The organism is uncultured Oscillibacter sp. (assembly GCF_900546705.1).
GTDB lineage: Bacteria > Bacillota > Clostridia > Oscillospirales > Oscillospiraceae > Oscillibacter.
Window position 1 is genome coordinate 1 of the sequence record NZ_URDP01000035.1, and the last position, 21,022, is coordinate 21,022.

Sequence of the window (21,022 nt, forward strand, 5' to 3'; positions counted from 1 at the left end):
AAAGACACGGCTGGCTGCCGTGCCTTGAACCGTAAATATATTGTAATAGGAGGAGATCTCTGCATGGAACAAAGAGACCACAGTCAGATCCAGGCAGCACTCAGAAAACCCTTTGCCCCGGAGGATCTGGAATGGCGGCTTCAGCAGGCCTTCGAGGAAAAAATGCGCGGCATCGCCGTCCCCTATGTCACCAACCGGGCTATTCAGAACCGGCTGGACGAGGCAGTAGGACCGGAAAACTGGTACAACGACTACAAGCCATGGCACGGGGCGGGAAAAAAGGAGGCCCAGCTGTGCGGCATCGCCATCTACTTTGAAGGGCGCGGCTTCATCACAAAATGGGATGGTGCCGAGGACTCAGACATCGAGCCGGTCAAAGGAGGCCTGTCGGACAGCATGAAGCGGGCGGCAGTTCAGTGGGGCATCGGCCGGGTGCTCTACAATATGGACACCGTTTGGGTAAACATTGAAAAGAGGGGTAAGACCCATGTCATCAAGGAGAGCGAACGCCCCAAACTGGACAATGAATACCTAAAGATGCTACAGCGATTGGGGTTGACCCCGGCGCCGCCCTTCGGCACCCAGGCTCAACTGACGCCAACATCGCCAAGGGAAAGTCCGCAGACAGGACATATCCCGGCACCAGCCCAGCAGCCCCGGGAAACGCAAAGGCAGCAAGAAACTGTGTCCCCGCAGGAATCCGGCAATGTGGTGGATCTGCCTCAGCCGGCGTATGAGTACATCGTTGAGAGTTCCAATGTCCAGAAAGGCATGAGCAGCCAGTCCACTGCCGTTGTCCTCAAGGACGCCGAGGGGAAAACGACAAAGGCGTTTGCCCGTGGACTGCACGCGGCGCTGGTGCCTGGAACTGCCCTAACCCATGTAAAACTCTCCGTCAAGAAACAGGGCACCGTGGTCTTCTATTTCCTGGAGAGTTACGAACTGGCCGGCGGACAGCAGGCGGCGTAGAACGGAGCAAAATGTGGACCGGGAGATCAAATCCATCGACAATGTCCTGTGGACGCGGCGTGGAAAAATAATCGTTACAAAGACCGGCGTTTCATACACGCCCCCTAATCTTGAGAGACAGGAGGAAAATCTGTGAAAAATATCGGCAGTTTTCAAATCACCGGCATGACTATATCCGGGTTCAAGTGCTATGAGGAGGCTGCACATCTTACCTTCGGCAATCCCACGGTCATCACCGGCGGCAACGGCCGCGGCAAGTCCAGCATCGCCGATGCCATCGCCTTCGCCGTCACCGGGCTCCCCTTTTTCGGGGAGCGCGGGATCGACCGGCTGCACTGTGAAACAAATCCAAGCCTGATGGTGGCGCTGTATTTTGTGGATGGGGAAGGCCAGAACCATGAACTGACCCGCACCCGGCAGAAAAGCCGTATGACCATTACATACGATGGCTATGAGATCCGCCAGCACGATCTCAATGAGATGTTCGGCGAAAAGGATGTCTTCCTCTCCATATTCAATCCCCTCTATTTCATCGAGGAATTGGGGGACGATGGGAAGAAACTGCTGGAACGTTATCTGCCTGCCATCTCCCATGAGCAGGTTCTCGCCACCCTCTCTGAGAGTGTACGGGCCTCGCTGGAAAATGAGTCTATCCTCTCACCGGAGACCTATCTGAAACGGTGCCGCGAGGAGATCCGTGAACTGGAACAGAGCGTCATTTACTTGAACGGGCAGAAGGACCTGCTGGATACCCAACGCGCCAGCGGGACGGAGAACCTGATCTCGCTTAAGGAGCGCCGCGACGCCCTTATCAAAGAACGTGACATGCTGGAGGAAAAACGCTTTGCCGGCCTCGATCTTGCTGGTATGCAGGAGCGTCTGGTGGAATTGAGCGCCCGCTATGACGAAATGGCCAAAGACGGCGCCGGCGGTGTGGACACCACGGAGATCGACCGACGGCTTCAGGAACTCCATCGAAAGCTTGGCCAACGCGGTGCTGAGCAATACGCACCCAAGTACACCCGGCACATCGCGGAGGTTGCTGCCAAGGTCAAGGAACTGGGCGCCAAATACAGCCGGGAGGCGGCACTCCTCAAGGGCTTCCAGCCCGGGATCGTCTGCCCCACCTGCCGCCGTGCAGTGTCTGAGGCGGATTTGCGCACCGTGCAGTCCGGGATTAGGGCGTCCCTGGAGGCGATCACGGCAGAGGGCCGCGCGCAGAAAGGGCAGCTGGACGAATTGCAGGCGCTGGAAAAGCGGGCCGAGGAAACTTTCCTGCAATTTCAGAAGGACGATGTGACGCAGATCAGCCTGCAGATCGAGGAACTGAACCGGCAACGGGAAGGCGTGGAGGCCGCGCAGGCGGCCTCCCAAGACCGGAGAAAGAATGAGTTAGAATCCTTGCACAGCCAGATCCAGACCGTAACTGCGGACATTGAGTACGGCAATCTCTCACAGGAGGAATATGACCGTCTTGCGGAGTGCCGCGAATTGCTGCGGGAGTGCCAGGCTGCGCTGGATGCCACAAAAAAGGCGGCGCAGGCGGAGCCGGAGGACTACGGCGCCAAAATCGCCCAGGTGGAGAGCCTCATTCTGGATAAGAAGAAACTGCTCGCTAACGCCATCCTCTATGTGGGCAAACGGGCGGAACTGACCTTCTCTCAACTGAAGATGAACCTGGTGGAGATCGCTCTGAACGAGGTGGTTAAGTCCACCGGCGAGGTCAAGGATGTGTTTAAATTTACCTATGGTGGCCGCCGGTATGACCGGCTCTCCCTCTCTGAGAAGATCCGGGCTGGGCTGGAGGTGTCGGAATTGGTCAAACGCCTGACAGGGCGTAACTATCCCGTATTCATCGACAACATGGAGTCAGTGGACGAACTGACCAATGTCCGGCCCACAGGACAGATCATCATGGCAAAGTGCGTGCGCGGCGCGGCGCTGACTGTAAGACCTATGGGCCGGCCGCAGACACAAAAGGCCGCATAGACCCTAATCCCAGCAGAAAGGAGGGGAGCCTTTGGCCCGTGCCTATAACAAGATTCCCATTGTGGACGCCGCCAGACGGTGCGGGCTTGTCCTCGACTCTCGGACGCTCCGGCGCGACGAGGTCGAGGCGAGCTGCCCTTTCTGCGGAGACCACGGGCCGGGGAAATACCATTTGAGCCTCAACACCGTAACTGACCAGTATCGGTGTAATCTCTGCGGTGCATCCGGCAACAGCGTTTCGTTGTATGCCAGGTTCCACGGCGTGAGCAATAAAGAGGCGTATCAGGAACTGGCGAAGGACGGCAAGGTGTACCCTATGCCGTCCCAGCCAGATCCCCAAACACAGGAGCGCACGCCCCGGGCGCTGGAGGAGCGCCATGCGGTGTATGCAGAGATGCTGTCCTTCCTGACGCTCTCCGAACAGCACCGGGAAAATCTTCTGGAGCGCGGGCTGAGCAAGGAGCGGATTGATCGAAACGGCTACCGTTCCATGCCGGAGACAGAGGCGCAGCGCAGGCTTCTGGCAAAACTGGTGGGCAGCAGCTACGAACTTCTGGGCATTCCCGGCTTCTATACCCGGTACGGCCAGTGGACTCTTGCCGGGCCAAAGGGCTTTCTGATCCCTGTAAGGGACAAGAACGGGCTGATCCAGGGCCTGAAGATCCGACTGGATGAGGCCGATGCGCCCAACCGGAAATATCGCTGGCTCTCCAGCCGCGGAAGAAATATGCGTAACGGTACGCGCAGTTACTCCTGGATCCATGTGACCGGTGACTGCACGAGAAAGCGGGCATTTCTCACGGAGGGGCCCCTCAAGGGTGATGTGGCCAGTTTTCTGGCAAACGACGCCCTGTTCATCTGCACCGGCGGCGTCAACGCCATCAAGGGGCTCAGAGAGACCATCCTGGCTCTCGGTGTGCGCGAGGTCGTGGAGGCTATGGATATGGACCAGATGACCAATCCTCAGGTGCGCGGCGCTATTCTTACAATGCGCCGGGAGGTTCAGAAGATCCCAGGCATCAAATACTCAAAATATTCGTGGAACCCGGCCTATAAGGGTGTGGACGATTACCTCCTCAGCCGGGTATCCGCTCTGTAGACGAAGGCAATTACAAAATCTTATGTGATGCAAAAGGAGTTGTACATGAAAAAACAATGGACGAATTTTCCGGGGCTACATAACGAGCATATCGTTTCCCTGCACAAGGAGGCATACCTGAATAACCAGCGCCTGGCTGTTCAAGTCGTCGCCCATGATGGCGGCGCCGCCTCGCCTTACGCACTTGTCACCCGCAATTTCTCAGATGAGCCGATCAGCGGGCCTGCATGCAGTTTCTTCGATTCCAACAACTACGGATATATTCTGGATTGGATGCTATGCGAGGGAATCTGTACGCTGACGGGAAACTTTGTTGCCTCCGGCTACTGCGTCTATCCGGAAGTGGAATTTGACCTTGCTCTTTTGCAAGAAGGCAATGCCGGCAGCCGGGCGACTACGGCCCTTACAGCATGGACTGGGCAAGATACGCTGCCCCTTGGCTGACATGCCTTGCAGGCAGGCTCCGCCACGCAAATAAAACAAAACGAGGTGATCGCTTTGAACAACCGGATCTTAGTAAAGGTGTCCGCCTATGAGAGCAGCATTGCTTTCCGGACGGTCACCCCAAAACAAAAATCCCCCCACTGGTTCTATATTCTTCGCAGCGACTTGGAGAGACTCTGGAGGGATGGGAGCGTCATTACAAGCGATATCCACTCCTTTGCTCGACTTCAACACGATCGAGACAGAGGCGTCGTGTCTATCCGTTTCATCTGGTTGAACGCCGCTGGCGGTGATGATCTAACGGGGTGGGAACAGACAGTTTGCCTGCCCTGTGACGATCTGGCGGAATTTGCTGCCCGCAGTCCGGCGGATGCCGGGAAAAAACAGTGGAAGGCGCTCTCCCTTGAAAATAAAACGAGCCCCAGACTGGAATTTGTCGAGGCGGACAACCTCCGTGCGGCCTTGTCCAACAAAACGGTGCGCCGCCGGCTGGTGCGCTGCCTGCGGGATCACTTCAACTGGCCCGGTGCAGAACGGATCTGCTTTTACAACGATTTTTTGCCCTGCAGTTTTTTCTTCCAGGAGTTTCGGTCGGGCCGCCCAGGGATCTGCGGCGGTTTGATCCTGCATGACCACCAGGATTTGAGCAGGGCGTACTATTCCATACACACTTAAAAATATCGAGGAGGAATTGTTTTATGAATCAAAAGTATTTGCAGGGGATTTCCAGCAACATGGAAGGTTTGGATGACGCCGTCTTTTTTGAAGCGACTGCAGAAAACATCTCGGCATTTTTAGTTCAGCACAGGCTGGCTCAAATGAGCGCCATTGGAACGGTGGATGACAAAAGTTTTCTGACCGCCCGGATGGGGCTGATTGACATTTGCCCGGACCAGGAGTTTCTCTCGCAAAAATTGCTCCCGGTCTATTCCAAAATCCAGCTGGGTGTAATTCCCGCACCGCTGCTGGAAACAGTACCTAAAGAGGTGGCGCTTGCGGCAGAGTGCCCGAAGCCGGATTGGAACTACCTGCGCTGGGATGGGTATAGCGATGAGAAATATCGTGGGATCATCAATGGTAGCGCACTCTTAAAATTGTCCCACTACGGGGAAGAGGTGCCTCTTGAGTTGCAGGTGCGCTCGTATTATAACAACGGGGACCTGGCTCTGCTGCTGGTAGATTGGAGCGATGAGTTTCCTGAGCCGTGGGGCGATCTGACGGTTAATTTGGGATGTTCTCCAGAAAAGGACTGTGCCTTTGTGGATGTCAACGATATGGGCGAGAAGATCCTGCCCTGGATCGAGAAAAACGGGCTGGGGACCCCTACGGGTCGGACTCGGCGCAGCGGGTTTGTCACATACCCGGAATACCGGTTTGATGCCGATAGACTCCGGGCGCTGGACGACTATGGCTACCAGGAGTATTCCAAAAGATATGACAGAGAACACGGCCACATGGAGTGAAGTCCAGAAATCATGGAAAATTATCTACGCCGGCCGTCAAAGCGGCATGGGACGGTATACAGAGGGGTACTGTTCCCGTGAAATAATTCAAGGGCAATGCGTGCCTGTAAGCGGAAAAACAGAAGGAGGAAATCTACATGGATAATTTTGTTGACTTCAGTCATGTTATCGGTGCCACATCCGGCGAACACAGCAATATGTTGGGTAAGTTTTTATACTTCTCCCTTTCCAATGTCCTTGTGAACAAGCAGGAACTGCAGGAACTGTGCGATAGTCTTGGCATGGAGTGTTCTTGCGGGAAACGGCTGCCCGTGGTGGATGCCTTCAAAAGCGCCACCGGGGACATACGGGACCGCGTAACCGTACGACGGGACGGCACACAGAAATTCTATCAGATCTACTGCCGGGACAACAAGAGTACACGTGAAGTGATCTCCCGGGAATTGGTGAAGGAAACGGTGAACCAGCATACCAATCAGTATGAAAAACTGGCCAACATCCATTACGACAGGGCTGACCATCGGTTTGGCTATGACGACCTCTCCTACGATGACGATGTGGACGCCATGAAGTATTGCCGACAGGCCGAACGGCTTTTTGATCTCTACCAGACCTGCGCCAACCGCAAGCAGATTGAGACCATCTGCATGAAGTATCTGCGCGCAATGGATGCCACCAAGGTCAATGTCAACGGTCATGTCTATTTCGTGCCCCGGTACACAATGGATAAGGTGGTGGTGTTTGAGACATTCTTCGAGGAACTCAGCCGCCTGAACCGAAACAATACCCCGTTGTCCGTTAACAGCATCTATCTCATCGACGATGCCAAGCAGCGTGATAAGATGACCGAGGAATTCTATCTTGCGGTCAAAAAGGACATCATTCGTTACCAGGAGCGGGCGGACTACTTCATCCAGTCCGGTTGCAGTAGCCCTTCCACAATGGAACGGTGGGTCGTGAAGATCCAGGAACTGGAGGGAAAAAAGCGCCACTATGAGGACATCCTTCGCCGTGAGATTTCCGGCCTGGATGACGAATTTCAGTCCCTGCACCTGCTTTCTCAGGAACTGTCCCTGCGGGCGAGAGGACTCAGAGCCAAAAGAGCAGCTTAACAAGCCGCAGCCAAAAAGCGCGGGGAGGATTCTACCTCCCCGCGCCTCTTTTTTCTGCACGGTGCCTTCATATGATATGTGAGATGAGTCTTCAGTCCTGCTTCCTGCTGATGATCTGATCAGGAAACACCGATGCGTTAATCAAGGCGGCAGGATCAATCTCAAGAGCGTCCGCAATATTAAAGAACACTTCCAGAGAAAATCCATTGGCCACGCCAGGGGCTTCTATAGCACTGAGAAGCGAACGGCTGATGCCGGCCTGTTCCGCCAGTTTTTCCTGGGACAGGCCCCGTAATTTTCGCAATGCGGCGATTGCCACACCGAGTTGTATAAATCTGTCCCGGTTCTTAAAAGATACTTGTTTGCTCATGCCGTTAGACCTTTCTCGGAATTGTATCATCAATATTATACTTTTTCCACGGGTTATATGCTGTATTCAATGGTAAGCACTTGACTATAATGGTGAGCATTAGTATAATCATAGAAACAGTTGTTTCCTACCGGAAGCAATCATGACGGATCTTGTTCGGCCGCTATACACACAGTTGAATTGATAGCAGAGCCGGTGAGATTGAGGCGCCAGGATCCTATTGATCCTGGCGCCTTTTCTATGGAGGTTACCATGTTTGCAATCCTCGAACCATACACGGTAAGTTTTTTTGGTCACCGCCAGATCAACAGCGCACTCCAACTGGAGGAAACCCTTGAGCAAATAATTTCCCAACTGCTACAAACTAAAGAATATGTAGAATTTTTGGTGGGCCGGGATGGAGCGTTCGACCTGCTCGTTTCCGCCACGGTGAAGCGGTGTAAAAAGAAATATGGAGAACACAACAGTGCTCTGGTCTGGGTGCTACCATACTCAACGGCCGAGCTGCGGGATAATGAGGATGCCTTCTCTCGTTACTACGATGAGATTGAGATTTGTGAGGAAGCCGCACTGCGCCACTACAAGTCGGCCTTTCAGGTAAGAAACCGTAAGATGGTAGACCGCTCAGATCTTGTGATTTTTTATGTGGCGCGGAAGTCGGGCGGTGCTTATCAGACTATGAAATACGCAAAGAGAACAGGGACAACGCTAATCAATTTGGGAAAAATTGATTGACTGCCGAAGAAATATAGGCACTTACCTCGATGTTAAAATTATTGTCAGATGTTGTCGAGATAGGGTATAATTTGTGGTATAGGCGCCTTTGAAAGCAGCCGATCCGCCATTTTATTCCTGATACAAATAGAGTTCACAGTAGCGATCCAGGCAAGAGACAGCAGCAATTTTATGCAAATGGGCGGGGCGGCAATAAGGGCTACCCCGCTGTTTGCTTGCCAGAATATTCTGTGAGCAGCATAAGTGAGGTGTGCCAATGGAAAAATACGCGCTGTCTGTTTGTCTTGCAGCCGAATTGAATTATGAATTGAAAGCGATGCTTCATCAGCATCTGGTAAGATTGGATATTTGCGACTCCGTAGAAAGAGCCGAAGAGAGGATCAGAAAACAGCGCTTCTGTCTGATTATATTCAATACTACAGCACTTCCTGCAGGGCGGACACTGCAGGTCCTTGACTGGATGCGTAAAGTGAGCTATACTCCTATCCTGCTGCTCGCTCCTCCAGGAACGGAGGACGAATTAATCGCAACTGGCGCTGATCAATGTGTTTCCGCCGATGTCGCGTACAAGACAGTACTGTCAGCCGCCTTTTCCCTACTCCGCCGCTATCTGTTTTACGACCATTATGATGAAGTTTGGCCACTGGACACCGTAATTTACCGGAAGGGGATCGTCTTTGACCATCTGCGCCACCGGGTAACCTTGGACGGCGAGGAGGTACACTTCACCCCAAAAGAATACAAACTTTTACATTACTTTGTCAGGAATCCTGCCATCGTGATCTCCCCTGAGCAGATCTGCGACAGGATATGGGGCGTCGAGTTTGACGGGAACCGTGATGTTACCACTGTGGTTGCTGAACTGCGGCGGAAATTGAAGGACACCCGGGAGAAACCGATCTACATCAAAACAGTACACGGGTTTGGCTATCAATTTCTCCTGTAAGCGCTTCTCCCGTCGAAACTTGCGATATTTGAGGGGAAATCTGGGGGAAATACTGACAAAAACAGGGGAATTGTTGTTTATACTCTTCTTATTCATAGAATAAGGAGAGCATACCGTGAAACCTGTCCTAATCCATCAAAAAGAAATCGCTCTTTGTCGAAAGACCGCTGTCCCAGGTCAAGGGACAGCGGCCTTTTTGTTTTCGACAGGGATTGATATAATTCAAGAAAAATCTACAATTTATTTGGGCTCTGACATGAAGTTGCCCTCCCATAGCTTGTCAAAAAAAGCCAGTCTGCGCGAGAGACATACTATGGGGATGCCTGCGAAAAATGCTGTAATTTAGCGAAACTCAACGAGTTTTGCGATTTCATCGAACCTGGCCGCCGGAAAGGGGCGGCGACACTACATTGCCGATCCCCTCCGGTCGGTTTTCTGACTCCAATGACCAGAAAATCAACCGGAAAGGATCATATATGATGAATACTGATATGAAAAAACATGTGGTACAGCTGCTGGATACCTACCACAAGCGGGCCCGGCAGATTGCCGTTTTGCGTTATGAACTCTCCGCCCCGGTAAAGATTACGGAAGAAGAAATGATTGACACTCTTCAGTTTGCCCACCAGGAAGGGACTGGACACACGGAGGGACATATCTCCAATAAGACACCGTACATTGCACTGAACTACCGGGAAAAGGCCGGCCTTCTCAACGCTGAGGTTCTAAGCGAGATCTCCTTAGAGTTGATGGAACTGGAAAAAGAGCAGCAGAGGCTAGAGTATTATATCTCCCTGCTGGAACCCAGGCAGGAGCAGGTGTTACGCCGAACCTGTTTCGAGAAGGCGGCGCAGGAGGCAGTGGCCGAAGAACTGGGTGTCACAGTACGACGAGTCCAGGACATCAAGGCTCAGGCCATCAGCGAACTTGCGGAAATGTATGGCTTGATCACAGGGCGGAAATAAGCCGGTGGTTCGCTTCGCTTTTTCTGCGGGTAACCTTCGGGAAAAATGTGGGTGCAAGAGTCTTGCAACTTCGCCCGCCTCTATGGTATGATTAAGCTGTCAAAAAAGGAATACCCTCCGGGCCAAGGCTCGGAGGGTATTCCTTTTGACTATGATCTCAAATAGGAGGCACCCGCCGATGTGGTTCAGCGGGTGCCTCTGTGTTCTGCGATGAGAGGAGGGTTATGATGGCTGGGGGACACAGGAATGTAATGTTCGCAAATTATCCTGATGTTGTCTGTGTGGATCAGTTGTGTACGATGTTAGGCGGCATTGGGAAAAAGACTGCCTATGACCTGCTAAAAACGGGCGAGATACGCTGCTTGAAGATCGGGAAGTCGTTCAAGATTCCAAAGGTGTGCGTCATCGAATACCTTGTTGGCAGAAATGAGAATATTTCGCCGTAAGGATATAAAAATAAACCATCCCGAAGTGTTGAGTGGAGAGAACTAAGCATGGTATAATAAAAACTGCCATTGGCAGGAATGTTGTGCCGCTACAGTGAGGAGGTAAATTATGGTAGCGGGTCATCTGCAAATCAAAAAAGGCTATTATTACATGGTGCTGAACTTGAAGGGAGAGGACGGCAAGAGGAAAACTAAATGGCTGTCCACAGGTATTCAGGCTGCTGGAAAGAAAAATCTAAAGGCGGCGGAAACCATGCTTTTAGAAACCCGGCACAGTTATAAAGAGCCAATTGTCTGCACAGATGCGTCCGTCCGTATGAGTAGCGATATGCTATTTTCGGACTATATGTTGAATTGGTTGGGCATCATCAAAAATTCTGTGGAGGAGGATACTTATGCGGGATATGAGTCGAATGTAAAAAAGAGAGTTGCTCCTTACTTTGAGAAGGCAGGCGTGACCTTGGAGGAATTAACTGCTCTGGACATTGAGAACTTCTACAAATACTGCTTTAACGAACTGGGCGTCAAGGGTACAACCGTTGTGCGATACCACGCGAATATTCACACGGCATTGAAATACGCGGTTCGCCATGATCTCATCAAAGCGAATCCAATGGAAAAAGTGGACCGGCCAAAGTCGCAACACTTTACGGGGTCATTTTATTCTGTCGAGGAAGTAGAGCGACTGTTTGATGTTGTTAAAGGCGACCCTGCGGAATTTCCAATCTTGATGGCAGCGTTCTACGGTCTGCGCCGTAGTGAGATCATGGGACTTCGTTGGCAGGCAGTGGATTTTTCCAGCAATACGATCAGAATTGAACATACGGTAGTCGAATTCCGGGCAGACGGAAAGCAAAAGATTGTATCCAAGGATCGAATGAAGAATAAGTCCAGTTGTCGAACCATGCCACTGGTCCCACAGTTCCGGGAATTACTTATTCGTATGCAGGAGCGGCAAAAGAATTGTAGGGAGCTGTGTGGGAATTGCTACACAGACACTGACTATATTTATGTAAATGATCTGGGAGTCCCCTACAAGCCGAACTTTGTTACCCAACATTTTCGAATCGTGCTTCAGAACAATGGGCTCCGCATTATTCGCTTTCATGATCTCAGGCATACCTGTGCATCGCTGCTGTTAAAGAACGGTGTCTCTATGAAAGATATACAGGAGTGGCTTGGTCACAGCAACTTCTCGACCACCGCGAATATCTATGCCCACTTGGATACGGCGGCAAAGAATTCCTCCGCAGTGAAACTTAATGGTGTTCTCTCGATCCAACCTGGCATCCGGTCCAGCCTTTGAAAGCCACATGAGAAAGCCGATTTTGAGAGAGAACTGAGGAGAGAACTGTCTACAAAACGAAGAAATACCCGGCCTCCTGAAATCCAGAAAACCGAGTATTTTCAAGTGGTGCCGGTGGTGGGACTCGAACCCACACGGAGTCGCCCCCGGCGGATTTTGAATCCGCTACGTCTACCAATTCCATCACACCGGCAGGTGTCTTTCCGAAGCGTTCCGCGCCGCTCCGTATTTTGGGAAAATTCCTCACTCAATCCTGGCGACAGGAGAGAACTGAGGAGAGAACTCGGGAAAACCTAAAAAATAGTATAGCCCGAAACCCTTGAAAAATCAAGGGGCAACCGGGGATTCGCATTGGTAGACGAAGCGGCTTTTGAGTCCGTCACGTCTACCAATTCCATCACACCGGCGCAGTACTTGAATATTATACAGGAGCGGCGTGGGAAATTCAAGGGTGTTTTCAGAAAAAACAAAAATAATGAACGAAGCGTAAACTGCGGGGAAAAACGGAAGAAAACCCTACACAAACCGGAAAAGACGTGGTATCATATACAAGTTAAATTATGTGTATTTGCAAAATCCGGCAGAGAGGAGGCGCTGTGATGCGGAAGATATTGCTCTCGTGGCTGCTGCTGTTCACCTCGTTTTTTACCAGCGGCTGCGGCTTTACTATCTCTCCCCAGGAGCTTTACTGCCTGCCCAAGCTGCCCGCCGAGTACACCGAGCTGGACAACCGCATCAACGCCATTTTGTCCGACGGCGCCGAGTACGCCGCCCCCATTTCCGGCAGCAACATCCAGCCGGTGCAGCTGGAGGACCTGGACGGCGACGGCCAGGAGGAGGCGGTGGCCTTCTTCCGCAACGACGCCGACGAAAAGCCCCTGAAGATCTGCATTTTCACCGCCCGGGACCAGTCCTACGAGCTCACCAGCGTCATTGAGAGCAGCGGCACCGCCATTTACAGCATCAGCTACAACGACCTGGACGGCGACGGCAACACGGAGCTGATCGTGGGCTGGCGGGTCACCACCGACCTCCAGGCTCTGGTGGTCTACACCCTCAAAGACGGCGAGCCCGTGGAGCTCATGCGCAGCAACTACGTCCGCTACGCCGTCACCGACCTGGACCAGGATCACGTCCGGGAGCTGGTGGTGCTCCGCAGCGCCGAGGGCAACGACGCCGTGGCCGACTACTACACCTGGCAGGACGGCACCCTCCAGCTCCGGGGGATGGCCCCCATCTCCATCACCATGGCCGAGCTCAACCAGCAGGGCCGGGTGAGCGGCGGCACCCTCTCCGACGGCACCCCCGCCCTGTTCGTCACCGGCGTGGAGGAGGCCACCTGGTCCGTCACGGATGTGCTCACCTCCCGGGACGGGGACCTGACCAACATCACCCTCTCCGACGCCACCGGCGTCTCCGCCGAGATCGCCCCGTTCCAGACCCTCTACCCCATGGACATCGACGGCGACGGCGTCACGGAGCTGCCCCGGCCCGTCTCGCTGCCCATCCTGGAGGAAAACCAGATCGCCTACCAGCGCATCGACTGGTACACCTATGACGCCCAGGGCACTGCCGCTCTGGCCCTGAGCACCTTCCACGACATCGAGGACGGGTGGTACTTCCTCCTGCCCGACAGCTGGCGGGATCAGGTCATGGTCTCCCGGTGCACCGACTCCGACGAGGCGTCCGTCACCTTCTACATCCAGGGGGACGGCGGGCCGGAGCCCTTCATGGAGATCACCGCCATCACCGGCAGCAGCCGCAGCGTCAAGGCGGTGCGGGGCGGCCGGTTCACCCTCAGCCGCCAGGCGGAGACCATCTACACCGCCGAGCTGCTGGAGGCCAACAACCACTGGAGCGGCGGCATGACCGAAGACCAGGTGCGCTCCGCCTTCAGCCTCATTACCAAAGAGTGGGTATACGGCGACAACTGAGTGACTAGAAAGGAAACGCCATGAAAAAAGTTTTGGTTCTGGAAGACGAATCCAGCATCCGCAGCTTTATCGTCATCAACCTGCGCCGGGCCGGCTACGACGTCATTGAGGCCGAGACCGGCGAGGACGCCCTGGAGCGGCTCAAGGAGAACCCCGACACCAAGGTGGCGCTGCTGGATATCATGCTCCCCGGCATCGACGGCTTCGAGGTCTGCCGCCGTATCCGGGCCACCAACGCGAAAATCGGCATCATTATGCTCACCGCCCGCTCCCAGGAGATGGACAAGGTCACCGGCCTCATGACCGGCGCCGACGACTACGTCACCAAGCCCTTCTCCCCGGCGGAGCTGACCGCCCGGGTGGACGCCCTGTTCCGCCGGGCCGGCGGCGAGGACCCGGTCCAGGCGGGGGAGATCTACCAGCCCCCCTTCCTCCTCAACACCCGCAACCGCACCCTGGAGAAAAACGGCCAGCGGATCAAGCTCACCCAGGTGGAGTACTCCATCATGAAGGTGTTCATGGAAAACCCCGGCAAGGCCCTCTCCCGGGAGGAGATCCTGGATATGGTGTGGGGCCGGGACTACTTCGGCGAGCTGAAGATCGTGGACGTGAACGTGCGGCGTCTGCGGCTGAAGATCGAGGACAACGTGCAGAACCCGACTTATATCACCACCGTGTGGGGATACGGGTACAAGTGGGGCTTCTGAGAATCTGAGACGGCACGTTGTCCGGGGCCCCGCGGCGCGGGGCGGGCGGCCACGCCCGTACAGCGGCTGAATCAATACGAGCCGGGACAGCACCCGGCAAAAAAGAAAGGAGGCGCGGACCGGTGGCGGAAGAGCGCGCAAGCAAATGGAAGGCCCTCCGCATCCGCGGACTGCGCCAGCGGTGGGTGGTCAACAGCATCATGCCGGTGGCGGTCATGCTGGTGCTGCTGGTGACTCTTTTTTCCGTGGGCATCTCCAGCTATTACTACGGCACCATGCAGGACGGCCTCATGAAGCAGGCCCGGGCCGAGGCCGGTGCCTTCAATGACTACTTCATGGACAACGGCTTTGCCGAGTATTTGCAGCGGGCCACCCAGTCCACCACCAACTTCGAGGACAAGGACCGCATCGAGCTGCAGTTCCTCTCCAGCGCCGGGCGCATCCAGGTCTCCTCCACCTCCAGCCTGAAAAACGGCATCAAGCCCGGCACGCCGGAGATCGAGCAGGCCATCGCCCAGCAGGACTGCGTGGCTTTCCAGGGCCGGGACCCGGAGACCGGGGAGAGCATCCTCTCCGTCTCCGCCCCACTGACCTACGGCGGCAAGGTGGTGGGCGTGCTGCGGCTGGTGACCTCCCTGCGGGAGGTGAACCGCCAGATCCTGGTGACCATCGCCGTGGTGCTGGTGGTGGCCGTGCTGTGCATGACCATGGTGATCCTGGCAAACCTGCTGTTCATCAACGACGTGGTGGAGCCGGTGGCCGTGGTCACCGAGGCCGCCAAGCGGATCTCCGCGGGCACCTACGGCATCCAGATCGAAAACAAGTACTCCGACGAGCTGGGGGAGCTGGTGGACAACATCAACGACATGTCCCTCAAGATCGGGCGCAACGAGAAGATGAAAAGCGAGTTCATCTCCTCCGTCTCCCATGAGCTGCGCACGCCCCTGACCGCCATCAACGGCTGGGGCGAGACCATCCTGGAAGACCCCACCGGCGACCCCGAGCAGCTGCGCCGGGGCATCCGCATCATCCTCAGCGAGTCCCGGCGCCTTTCCACCATGGTGGAAGAGCTCCTGGAGTTTTCCAAGATGGAGGACGGCCGCTTCACCCTCCGGGTGGAGCAGGTGGACCTCCAGGCCGAGTTCGAGGACGCCATCTTCACCTACCGGGAGCTGTTCCGCCAGGAGGGCATCGCGCTGGAGTACGTGGACTGCGACGAGGAGCTGCCCTTCATCTCCGGCGACCCGGAGCGGCTCAAGCAGGTGTTCTGCAACGTGCTGGACAACGCCGCCAAGCACGGCGGCTCCGGCAAGCGGATCACCGCCTCCATCTGCCGGGAGGGACACGAGGAGGTGGTCCGGGTCCGGGACTACGGCCCCGGCATCCCCGAGGCGGAGCTGCCCTACGTCAAGCAGAAGTTCTACAAGGGCTCCTCCAAGGCCCGGGGCAGCGGCATCGGTCTTGCCGTGTGCGACGAGATCATCGGCCTCCACGGCGGCACCTTCACCATCGGCAACGCCGAGGGCGGCGGCGCTGTGGTCACCATCCGCCTGCCCATGAATCCGTAATCGAACATTCGTTTGCTTTTTGCGGACGGGTGTGATAAAATGCAACATTAGAAAGGAATCCACATGGCAGAACATCATTCCTGCGCCTTCCGCACCAGCATCGGCGGACAGGCGCTCATCGAGGGCATCCTCATGCGCGGCCCGGAGAAGGAGGCCGTGGTGGTGCGGGACCAGGAGGGGAAGCTGGTGGAGAAGGTGGAGCCCCTGCGCTTCATCAAGGACCGCTATCCCATCCTGGGCTGGCCTCTGGTGCGGGGCACCGTCAACTTTCTGGACTCCATGGTCCACGGCGTCAAGGCCCTCATGTACTCGGCGGACTTCTACCCCGACGACGAGGCCGCCCAGCCCTCCCGCTTCGAGCAGTGGCTGGAAAAACACATTCCCGGCAAAAAGCTGGAGAGCGCCGTGGTGGCCCTGGCGGTTGCCCTGGGCGTGGGCATGAGCATCTTCCTTTTCATGGTGCTGCCCACCATGCTCACCGGCGCCATCCTCCACTTTTACCCGGGCTTCCCCATGTGGGGCCGGAATCTGGTGGAGGGCCTTTTGAAAATCGTCATCTTCCTCATTTACCTGATCGCCTGCTCCCGGCAAAAGGACATCTACCGGGTGTTCCAGTACCACGGGGCCGAGCACAAGACCATCTTCTGCTACGAGGCGGGGCTTCCCCTGACGGTGGAAAACGTCCGGGTCCAGCCCCGGCACCACCCCCGCTGCGGCACAAGCTTTTTGTTCGTGGTGATCTTCGTGTCCATCCTCATCTCCAGCGTGGTGTTCGGCATCTGGCCCATCACCAACGTCTGGCTGCGGACGGCGGCGCACCTCATTTTGCTGCCGCTGGTGGTGGGCATCACCTACGAGTTCAACCGCTGGGTGGGACGCCATGTGCAGGAAAACCGGCTGGCCCAGATCCTGACGGCGCCGGGCCTCTGGATGCAGAACTTTACCACCAATGAGCCCGACGACTCCATGATCGAGGTGGCCATCCGCTCGCTGGAGCTGGTGCTGCCCTCCGAAAAGGGCAAGGACGCCTGGTAAGACAAGCGCATTTTTCTTCCAAAAAACAGGGATTTTTTGATACGGAGCGTAATATGGCAATCACATATAACAATTTGTATTTAGATATTCGCCAGCAGCTCCATCAGGCGGGCATCGAGGCCGCCACGCTGGAGGCCCGGGAGCTGGTGTGCTTCGGCACCGGCAAGAGCCGCCAGCAGCTGACGCGGGACGGGGGACTCTACGCCTCCCCGGAGGTGGAAAAGCGGGTGCGGGACCTGGTGGACCGGCACCTCAACGGCGAGCCGGTGGCGTACCTGATCGGGGAGTGGGAGTTCTACGGACTGCCCCTGGACATCTCCCGGGACGTGCTCATCCCCCGTCCGGACACAGAGGTGCTGGCCGCCCAGGCCATCGACTATGTCAAGCCCCTGGACGAGTGCCGGGTGCTGGACCTGTGCGCCGGCAGCGGCTGCATCGGGCTGGCGGTGGCGTCCCAGGCGCCCCACGCCCGGGTGGTGCTGGGGGAGTGGTCCGACGCGGCCCTGCGGATCTGCCGCCAGAACATCCGCCGCAACGGCCTCACCGGCCGGGTGGTGCCCATGCAGACCAACGCCCTGGAAAAGCCGGAAAAGTCCCTGGGGGAGTTCCAGTGCATCGTCTCCAACCCCCCCTACATCCCCCGCGCGGACATCGACGGCCTGGACGCGTCCGTGAAGGACTACGAGCCCCATCTGGCCCTGGACGGCGGCGAGGACGGCCTGGACTTCTACCGGGCCATCGCCGATCTGTGGCGGGACGCCCTGGTCCCCGGCGGACGGCTTTATTTCGAGGTGGGCATCGGCCAGGCGGACAGCGTCCTGCGCATCATGCGGTCCCAGGGCTTCGGCGACATCCAGGTGGTCAAGGATTACCATGAGATTCCCCGGGTGGTGTTCGGCACGCTGTGCACGGAGATCTGAACCGGGACGGAACAGAAGAGGAGAGAGGCAACTATGGCAAAGGAAAAGAACCCGGTGCCCACGGCGGCGCCGGCTTCCGACAAAAAGCGGGCCATCGACACGGCCATGGCCCAGATCGAGAAAATGTACGGCAAGGGCTCCATCATGCGCCTGGGGGACCAGACCAACCTGAACGTGGACTACATCCCCACCGGCTCGTTGGCCCTGGACGTGGCGCTGGGCATCGGGGGACTTCCCCGGGGGCGCATCGTGGAGATCTACGGCCCCGAGTCCTCCGGTAAGACCACCCTGGCCCTCCACGTGGTGGCCGAGGCCCAGAAGCGGGGCGGCGAAGTGGCCTTCGTGGACGCCGAGCACGCCCTGGACCCCACCTACGCCCGGGCTTTGGGCGTGAACGTAGAGGAGATGCTCATCTCCCAGCCGGACACCGGTGAGCAGGCCCTGGAGATCACCGAGGCCCTGGTCCGCTCCGGCGCCATCGACGTGATCGTGGTGGACTCCGTGGCGGCCCTGGTGCCCCGGGCGGAGATCGAGGGCGAGATGGGCGACAGCTATGTGGGCCTCCAGGCCCGGCTCATGAGCCAGGCATTGCGCAAGCTCACCGGCGCCGTGGGCAAGACCAACACCATCGTCATCTTCATCAACCAGCTGCGTGAAAAGGTGGGCGTCATGTACGGCAACCCCGAGGTCACCACCGGCGGCCGGGCGTTGAAGTTCTACGCCTCCGTCCGCATCGACGTGCGGCGCATCGAGACGCTGAAAAACGGCTCCGAGATCGTGGGCAACCGCACCCGGGCCAAGGTGGTGAAAAACAAGGTGGCGCCCCCCTTCCGGGAGGCGGAGTTCGACATCATGTACGGCGAGGGCATCGCCCACACCGGCGAGCTGCTGGATCTGGGCGTGAAGCTGGATCTGGTGCAGAAGGCCGGCTCCTGGTTCTCCATGGGGGAGACCCGCATCGGCCAGGGCCGGGACGCCGCCAAGAAGTACCTCCAGGAAAACCCGGAGGTGGCGGACAAGCTGGAAGCCGACATCCGTGCCAACTTCGACAAGCTCCTGAGCAATCAGTCCCGCATCGCCGCCAAGGCCGCGGGCCGGGCGGTGGACGTGAGCGCCGACGACTTCAAGGATGAGGATTGAGCGCATCACCGCCTCGGAGCGCAAGCGGGGGCGGGTGCTGGTATTTTTGTCGGACGGGGCGTGCCTGAAGATCACGGAGCAGGAGCTGCTGGACTTCGGCCTGCGCGCCGGCGACGAGCTGGACGAGGGGACCCTGGGGCGGCTGAAGGAGGCCGCCGGAGTGTCCGACGTGAAGGCCCGGGCCGCCGATCTGGTGGGCCGCCGGGCCATGAGCCGCCGCGACCTGGAGCGCAAGCTCCGGGACAAGGGGGCCAGCGAGGCCGAGGCCCGCTACGCCGCCGAGTGGATGGAGGCCATCGGTGCCATCAACGACGCCGACTACGCCGCCGTGCTGGCCCGGCACTGCGCCCAGATGGGCTACGGCCCCGGGCGGGTGCGGGAGAAGCTCCGGGAAAAGGGCGTGCCCCGGGAGCTGTGGGACGACGCCCTGGACGCCCTGCCGGACCCGGCTGAGCAGATCGACCGGTTTTTATCGTCCAAGCTCCGCGGCGGCGAGGCCGACGAGGCGGCCAAGCGGCGGCTGACGGCCGCCCTGGTGCGCCGTGGCTTTTCCTGGGGCGATATCCGGGCGGCCTGGAGCCGCCTGGGAGCGGAGATCACGGAGGCGTAAGACCGTCCCTGACCGGCGATTGTGCCGGTTTCCCCATAAAAAATGAGAAAACGGAGCGATTCTATGTCATATAACGTTGCATTCATCTCCCTTGGCTGCGCCAAGAATCAGGTCAACTGCGAGCAGATGATGGCCACGGTCCAGGCCGCCGGCCACACCATCCAATCCCAGCCCGAGGGGGCCGACGTGGTGGTGGTCAACACCTGCGGCTTTTTGTCCTCCGCCTGCCAGGAGGCCATCGACAACATCCTGGAGATGGCCCAGCTGAAAAAGGCGGGCAAGGTCAAAAAGATCCTGGTGACCGGCTGCATGGCCCAGCGGTACAAGGAGGACGTGCTCTCGGAGCTGCCGGAGGTGGACGGCCTGCTGGGCACCGGCAGCTACGACGACATCGCCCAGGCCATCGCCGAGGTCATGGAAAAGGGCCAGCGGCCCTGCCACCTGGGCAACATCCACACCGCCAACCAAAGCGGCGAGCGCATTTTGTCCACGCCCCCCTGGTACGCCTACCTGCGCATCGCCGAGGGCTGCGACAACCACTGCGCCTACTGCGTCATCCCGTCCCTGCGGGGCAAGTACCGCAGCCGCCCCATGGCAGAGCTCCTGGACGAGGCCGCCGAGCTCAGCTCCGCCGGTGTCAAGGAGCTGCTGGTCATCGCCCAGGATATCACCCGCTACGGCACGGATTTGAACGGCGAACACCAGCTGGCGGAACTTCTCCGGGAGCTTTCCAAGCTGGACTTCCACTGGATCCGGCTCCACTACCTCTATCCCAGCGACATCACCGACGAGCTCATCGACACCATTGCATCCGAGCCCAAGATCCTGCCCTACCTGGACATCCCCATCCAGCACTGCAACGACGCCATCCTCAAGGCCATGAACCGCCGGGACACCAAGGCGTCCCTGACCCACATCCTCACCGCCCTCCGGGAGCGCATCCCCGGCCTGGTGCTGCGCACCAGCCTCATCACGGGCCTGCCCGGCGAGGACGAGGCCGCCTTCGAGGAGCTGTGCGAATTTTTACGGGAAATGCGCATCGAGCGGGCCGGCGTGTTCCCCTTCTACCCCGAGGAGGGTACCCGGGCCGCTCTCATGGACCACGTGGACATGGAGGAGGCCAAGCGCCGGGCGGAGCTGGTAGTGGACGTGCAGTCCGACATCATCGATGCGTACAACGAATCCGTCCTGGGCAGCGAGCGGGAGGTGCTGTGCGAGGGCTTCGACGGCCAGGCCCAGATGTTCTTCGGCCGCAGCTACGCCG

The 21,022-nt window shown here is 57.4% G+C and carries 21 protein-coding genes and 1 tRNA gene; 20 read left to right on the forward strand and 2 right to left on the reverse strand.

All coding sequences use genetic code 11. The annotated features are described in order from the left end of the window. The first annotated feature begins 63 nt into the window (after positions 1 to 63). The 7 genes from QZS13_RS07795 (at position 64) to QZS13_RS07825 (ending at position 7,076) form a co-directional block, all read left to right on the forward strand. A complete protein-coding gene (locus tag QZS13_RS07795; protein ID WP_295587628.1) occupies positions 64 to 969 on the forward strand; it encodes a Rad52/Rad22 family DNA repair protein in 906 nt (301 codons plus the stop codon). A gap of 132 nt (positions 970 to 1,101) precedes the next feature. Next, a complete protein-coding gene (locus QZS13_RS07800) occupies positions 1,102 to 2,958 on the forward strand; it encodes an AAA family ATPase (protein ID WP_295587630.1) in 1,857 nt (618 codons plus the stop codon). A gap of 31 nt (positions 2,959 to 2,989) precedes the next feature. Next, positions 2,990 to 4,057 (forward strand): hypothetical protein, encoded by a 1,068-nt coding sequence (locus QZS13_RS07805; RefSeq protein ID WP_295587632.1) that lies wholly within the window; start codon positions 2,990 to 2,992, stop codon positions 4,055 to 4,057. Positions 4,058 to 4,102: 45 nt separating this feature from the next. Beyond that, complete coding sequence (locus QZS13_RS07810) at positions 4,103 to 4,501, forward strand: DUF4313 domain-containing protein (RefSeq protein ID WP_295587634.1); 399 nt, start codon at positions 4,103 to 4,105, stop codon at positions 4,499 to 4,501. Between the two features lie 54 nt (positions 4,502 to 4,555). Next, complete coding sequence (locus QZS13_RS07815) at positions 4,556 to 5,176, forward strand: hypothetical protein (protein WP_295587636.1); 621 nt, start codon at positions 4,556 to 4,558, stop codon at positions 5,174 to 5,176. 23 nt (positions 5,177 to 5,199) lie between these two features. Further along, positions 5,200 to 5,964: a DUF4313 domain-containing protein gene (locus QZS13_RS07820; protein WP_295587638.1), complete on the forward strand. Its 765-nt coding sequence runs from the start codon at positions 5,200 to 5,202 to the stop codon at positions 5,962 to 5,964. A gap of 137 nt (positions 5,965 to 6,101) precedes the next feature. Beyond that, on the forward strand, positions 6,102 to 7,076 hold the full coding sequence (locus QZS13_RS07825; RefSeq protein WP_307986761.1) for a DUF6744 family protein: 975 nt from the start codon (positions 6,102 to 6,104) through the stop codon (positions 7,074 to 7,076). Positions 7,077 to 7,167: 91 nt separating this feature from the next. Here the strand turns inward: QZS13_RS07825 and QZS13_RS07830 are convergent, their stop codons facing one another. Beyond that, entirely contained in the window at positions 7,168 to 7,446 is a 279-nt protein-coding gene (locus QZS13_RS07830; RefSeq protein ID WP_295587644.1) for a helix-turn-helix domain-containing protein, read from the reverse strand. Between the two features lie 252 nt (positions 7,447 to 7,698). Between QZS13_RS07830 and QZS13_RS07835 the strand changes: the two genes are divergently transcribed. From QZS13_RS07835 to QZS13_RS07855, 5 genes are all read left to right on the forward strand, one after another. After that, positions 7,699 to 8,181, forward strand: coding sequence for a hypothetical protein (locus tag QZS13_RS07835; RefSeq protein ID WP_295587646.1), 483 nt, complete (start codon positions 7,699 to 7,701; stop codon positions 8,179 to 8,181). A gap of 256 nt (positions 8,182 to 8,437) precedes the next feature. Then, complete coding sequence (locus tag QZS13_RS07840; RefSeq protein WP_295587648.1) at positions 8,438 to 9,127, forward strand: response regulator transcription factor; 690 nt, start codon at positions 8,438 to 8,440, stop codon at positions 9,125 to 9,127. 479 nt (positions 9,128 to 9,606) lie between these two features. Next, on the forward strand, positions 9,607 to 10,092 hold the full coding sequence (locus tag QZS13_RS07845; protein ID WP_295587650.1) for a sigma factor-like helix-turn-helix DNA-binding protein: 486 nt from the start codon (positions 9,607 to 9,609) through the stop codon (positions 10,090 to 10,092). Positions 10,093 to 10,343: 251 nt separating this feature from the next. Further along, a complete protein-coding gene (locus tag QZS13_RS07850; RefSeq protein WP_275967595.1) occupies positions 10,344 to 10,538 on the forward strand; it encodes a helix-turn-helix domain-containing protein in 195 nt (64 codons plus the stop codon). Between the two features lie 109 nt (positions 10,539 to 10,647). Further along, on the forward strand, positions 10,648 to 11,844 hold the full coding sequence (locus QZS13_RS07855) for a site-specific integrase (protein ID WP_204886218.1): 1,197 nt from the start codon (positions 10,648 to 10,650) through the stop codon (positions 11,842 to 11,844). A gap of 106 nt (positions 11,845 to 11,950) precedes the next feature. Here the strand turns inward: QZS13_RS07855 and QZS13_RS07860 are convergent. Continuing rightward, positions 11,951 to 12,037 (reverse strand) — tRNA-Leu (locus tag QZS13_RS07860). A 406-nt stretch (positions 12,038 to 12,443) separates the two neighbouring features. Here QZS13_RS07860 and QZS13_RS07865 point away from each other — a divergent pair. The 8 genes from QZS13_RS07865 to rimO all read left to right on the forward strand — a co-directional run. Continuing rightward, a complete protein-coding gene (locus tag QZS13_RS07865; protein WP_295587654.1) occupies positions 12,444 to 13,778 on the forward strand; it encodes a VCBS repeat-containing protein in 1,335 nt (444 codons plus the stop codon). Positions 13,779 to 13,798: 20 nt separating this feature from the next. Continuing rightward, positions 13,799 to 14,485 (forward strand): response regulator transcription factor, encoded by a 687-nt coding sequence (locus QZS13_RS07870; RefSeq protein ID WP_295587656.1) that lies wholly within the window; start codon positions 13,799 to 13,801, stop codon positions 14,483 to 14,485. A gap of 122 nt (positions 14,486 to 14,607) precedes the next feature. Further along, entirely contained in the window at positions 14,608 to 16,053 is a 1,446-nt protein-coding gene (locus QZS13_RS07875) for a HAMP domain-containing sensor histidine kinase (protein ID WP_307986762.1), read from the forward strand. Positions 16,054 to 16,116: 63 nt separating this feature from the next. After that, positions 16,117 to 17,088 carry a DUF1385 domain-containing protein gene (locus tag QZS13_RS07880; RefSeq protein ID WP_295587658.1) on the forward strand — a complete coding sequence of 324 codons (972 nt, stop codon included), beginning with the start codon at positions 16,117 to 16,119 and terminating at the stop codon, positions 17,086 to 17,088. Positions 17,089 to 17,141: 53 nt separating this feature from the next. Beyond that, positions 17,142 to 18,008: a peptide chain release factor N(5)-glutamine methyltransferase gene (prmC, locus tag QZS13_RS07885; protein WP_295587660.1), complete on the forward strand. Its 867-nt coding sequence runs from the start codon at positions 17,142 to 17,144 to the stop codon at positions 18,006 to 18,008. A 33-nt stretch (positions 18,009 to 18,041) separates the two neighbouring features. Then, positions 18,042 to 19,148, forward strand: coding sequence for a recombinase RecA (recA, locus tag QZS13_RS07890; RefSeq protein WP_295587662.1), 1,107 nt, complete (start codon positions 18,042 to 18,044; stop codon positions 19,146 to 19,148). Further along, a complete protein-coding gene (locus tag QZS13_RS07895; RefSeq protein WP_295587665.1) occupies positions 19,138 to 19,758 on the forward strand; it encodes a regulatory protein RecX in 621 nt (206 codons plus the stop codon). The genes recA and QZS13_RS07895 overlap by 11 nt, the downstream gene beginning before the upstream one ends. Before the next feature lie 63 nt (positions 19,759 to 19,821). Beyond that, on the forward strand, positions 19,822 to 21,022 hold a 1,201-nt coding region (rimO, locus tag QZS13_RS07900), incomplete at its 3' end, for a 30S ribosomal protein S12 methylthiotransferase RimO (RefSeq protein WP_295587667.1).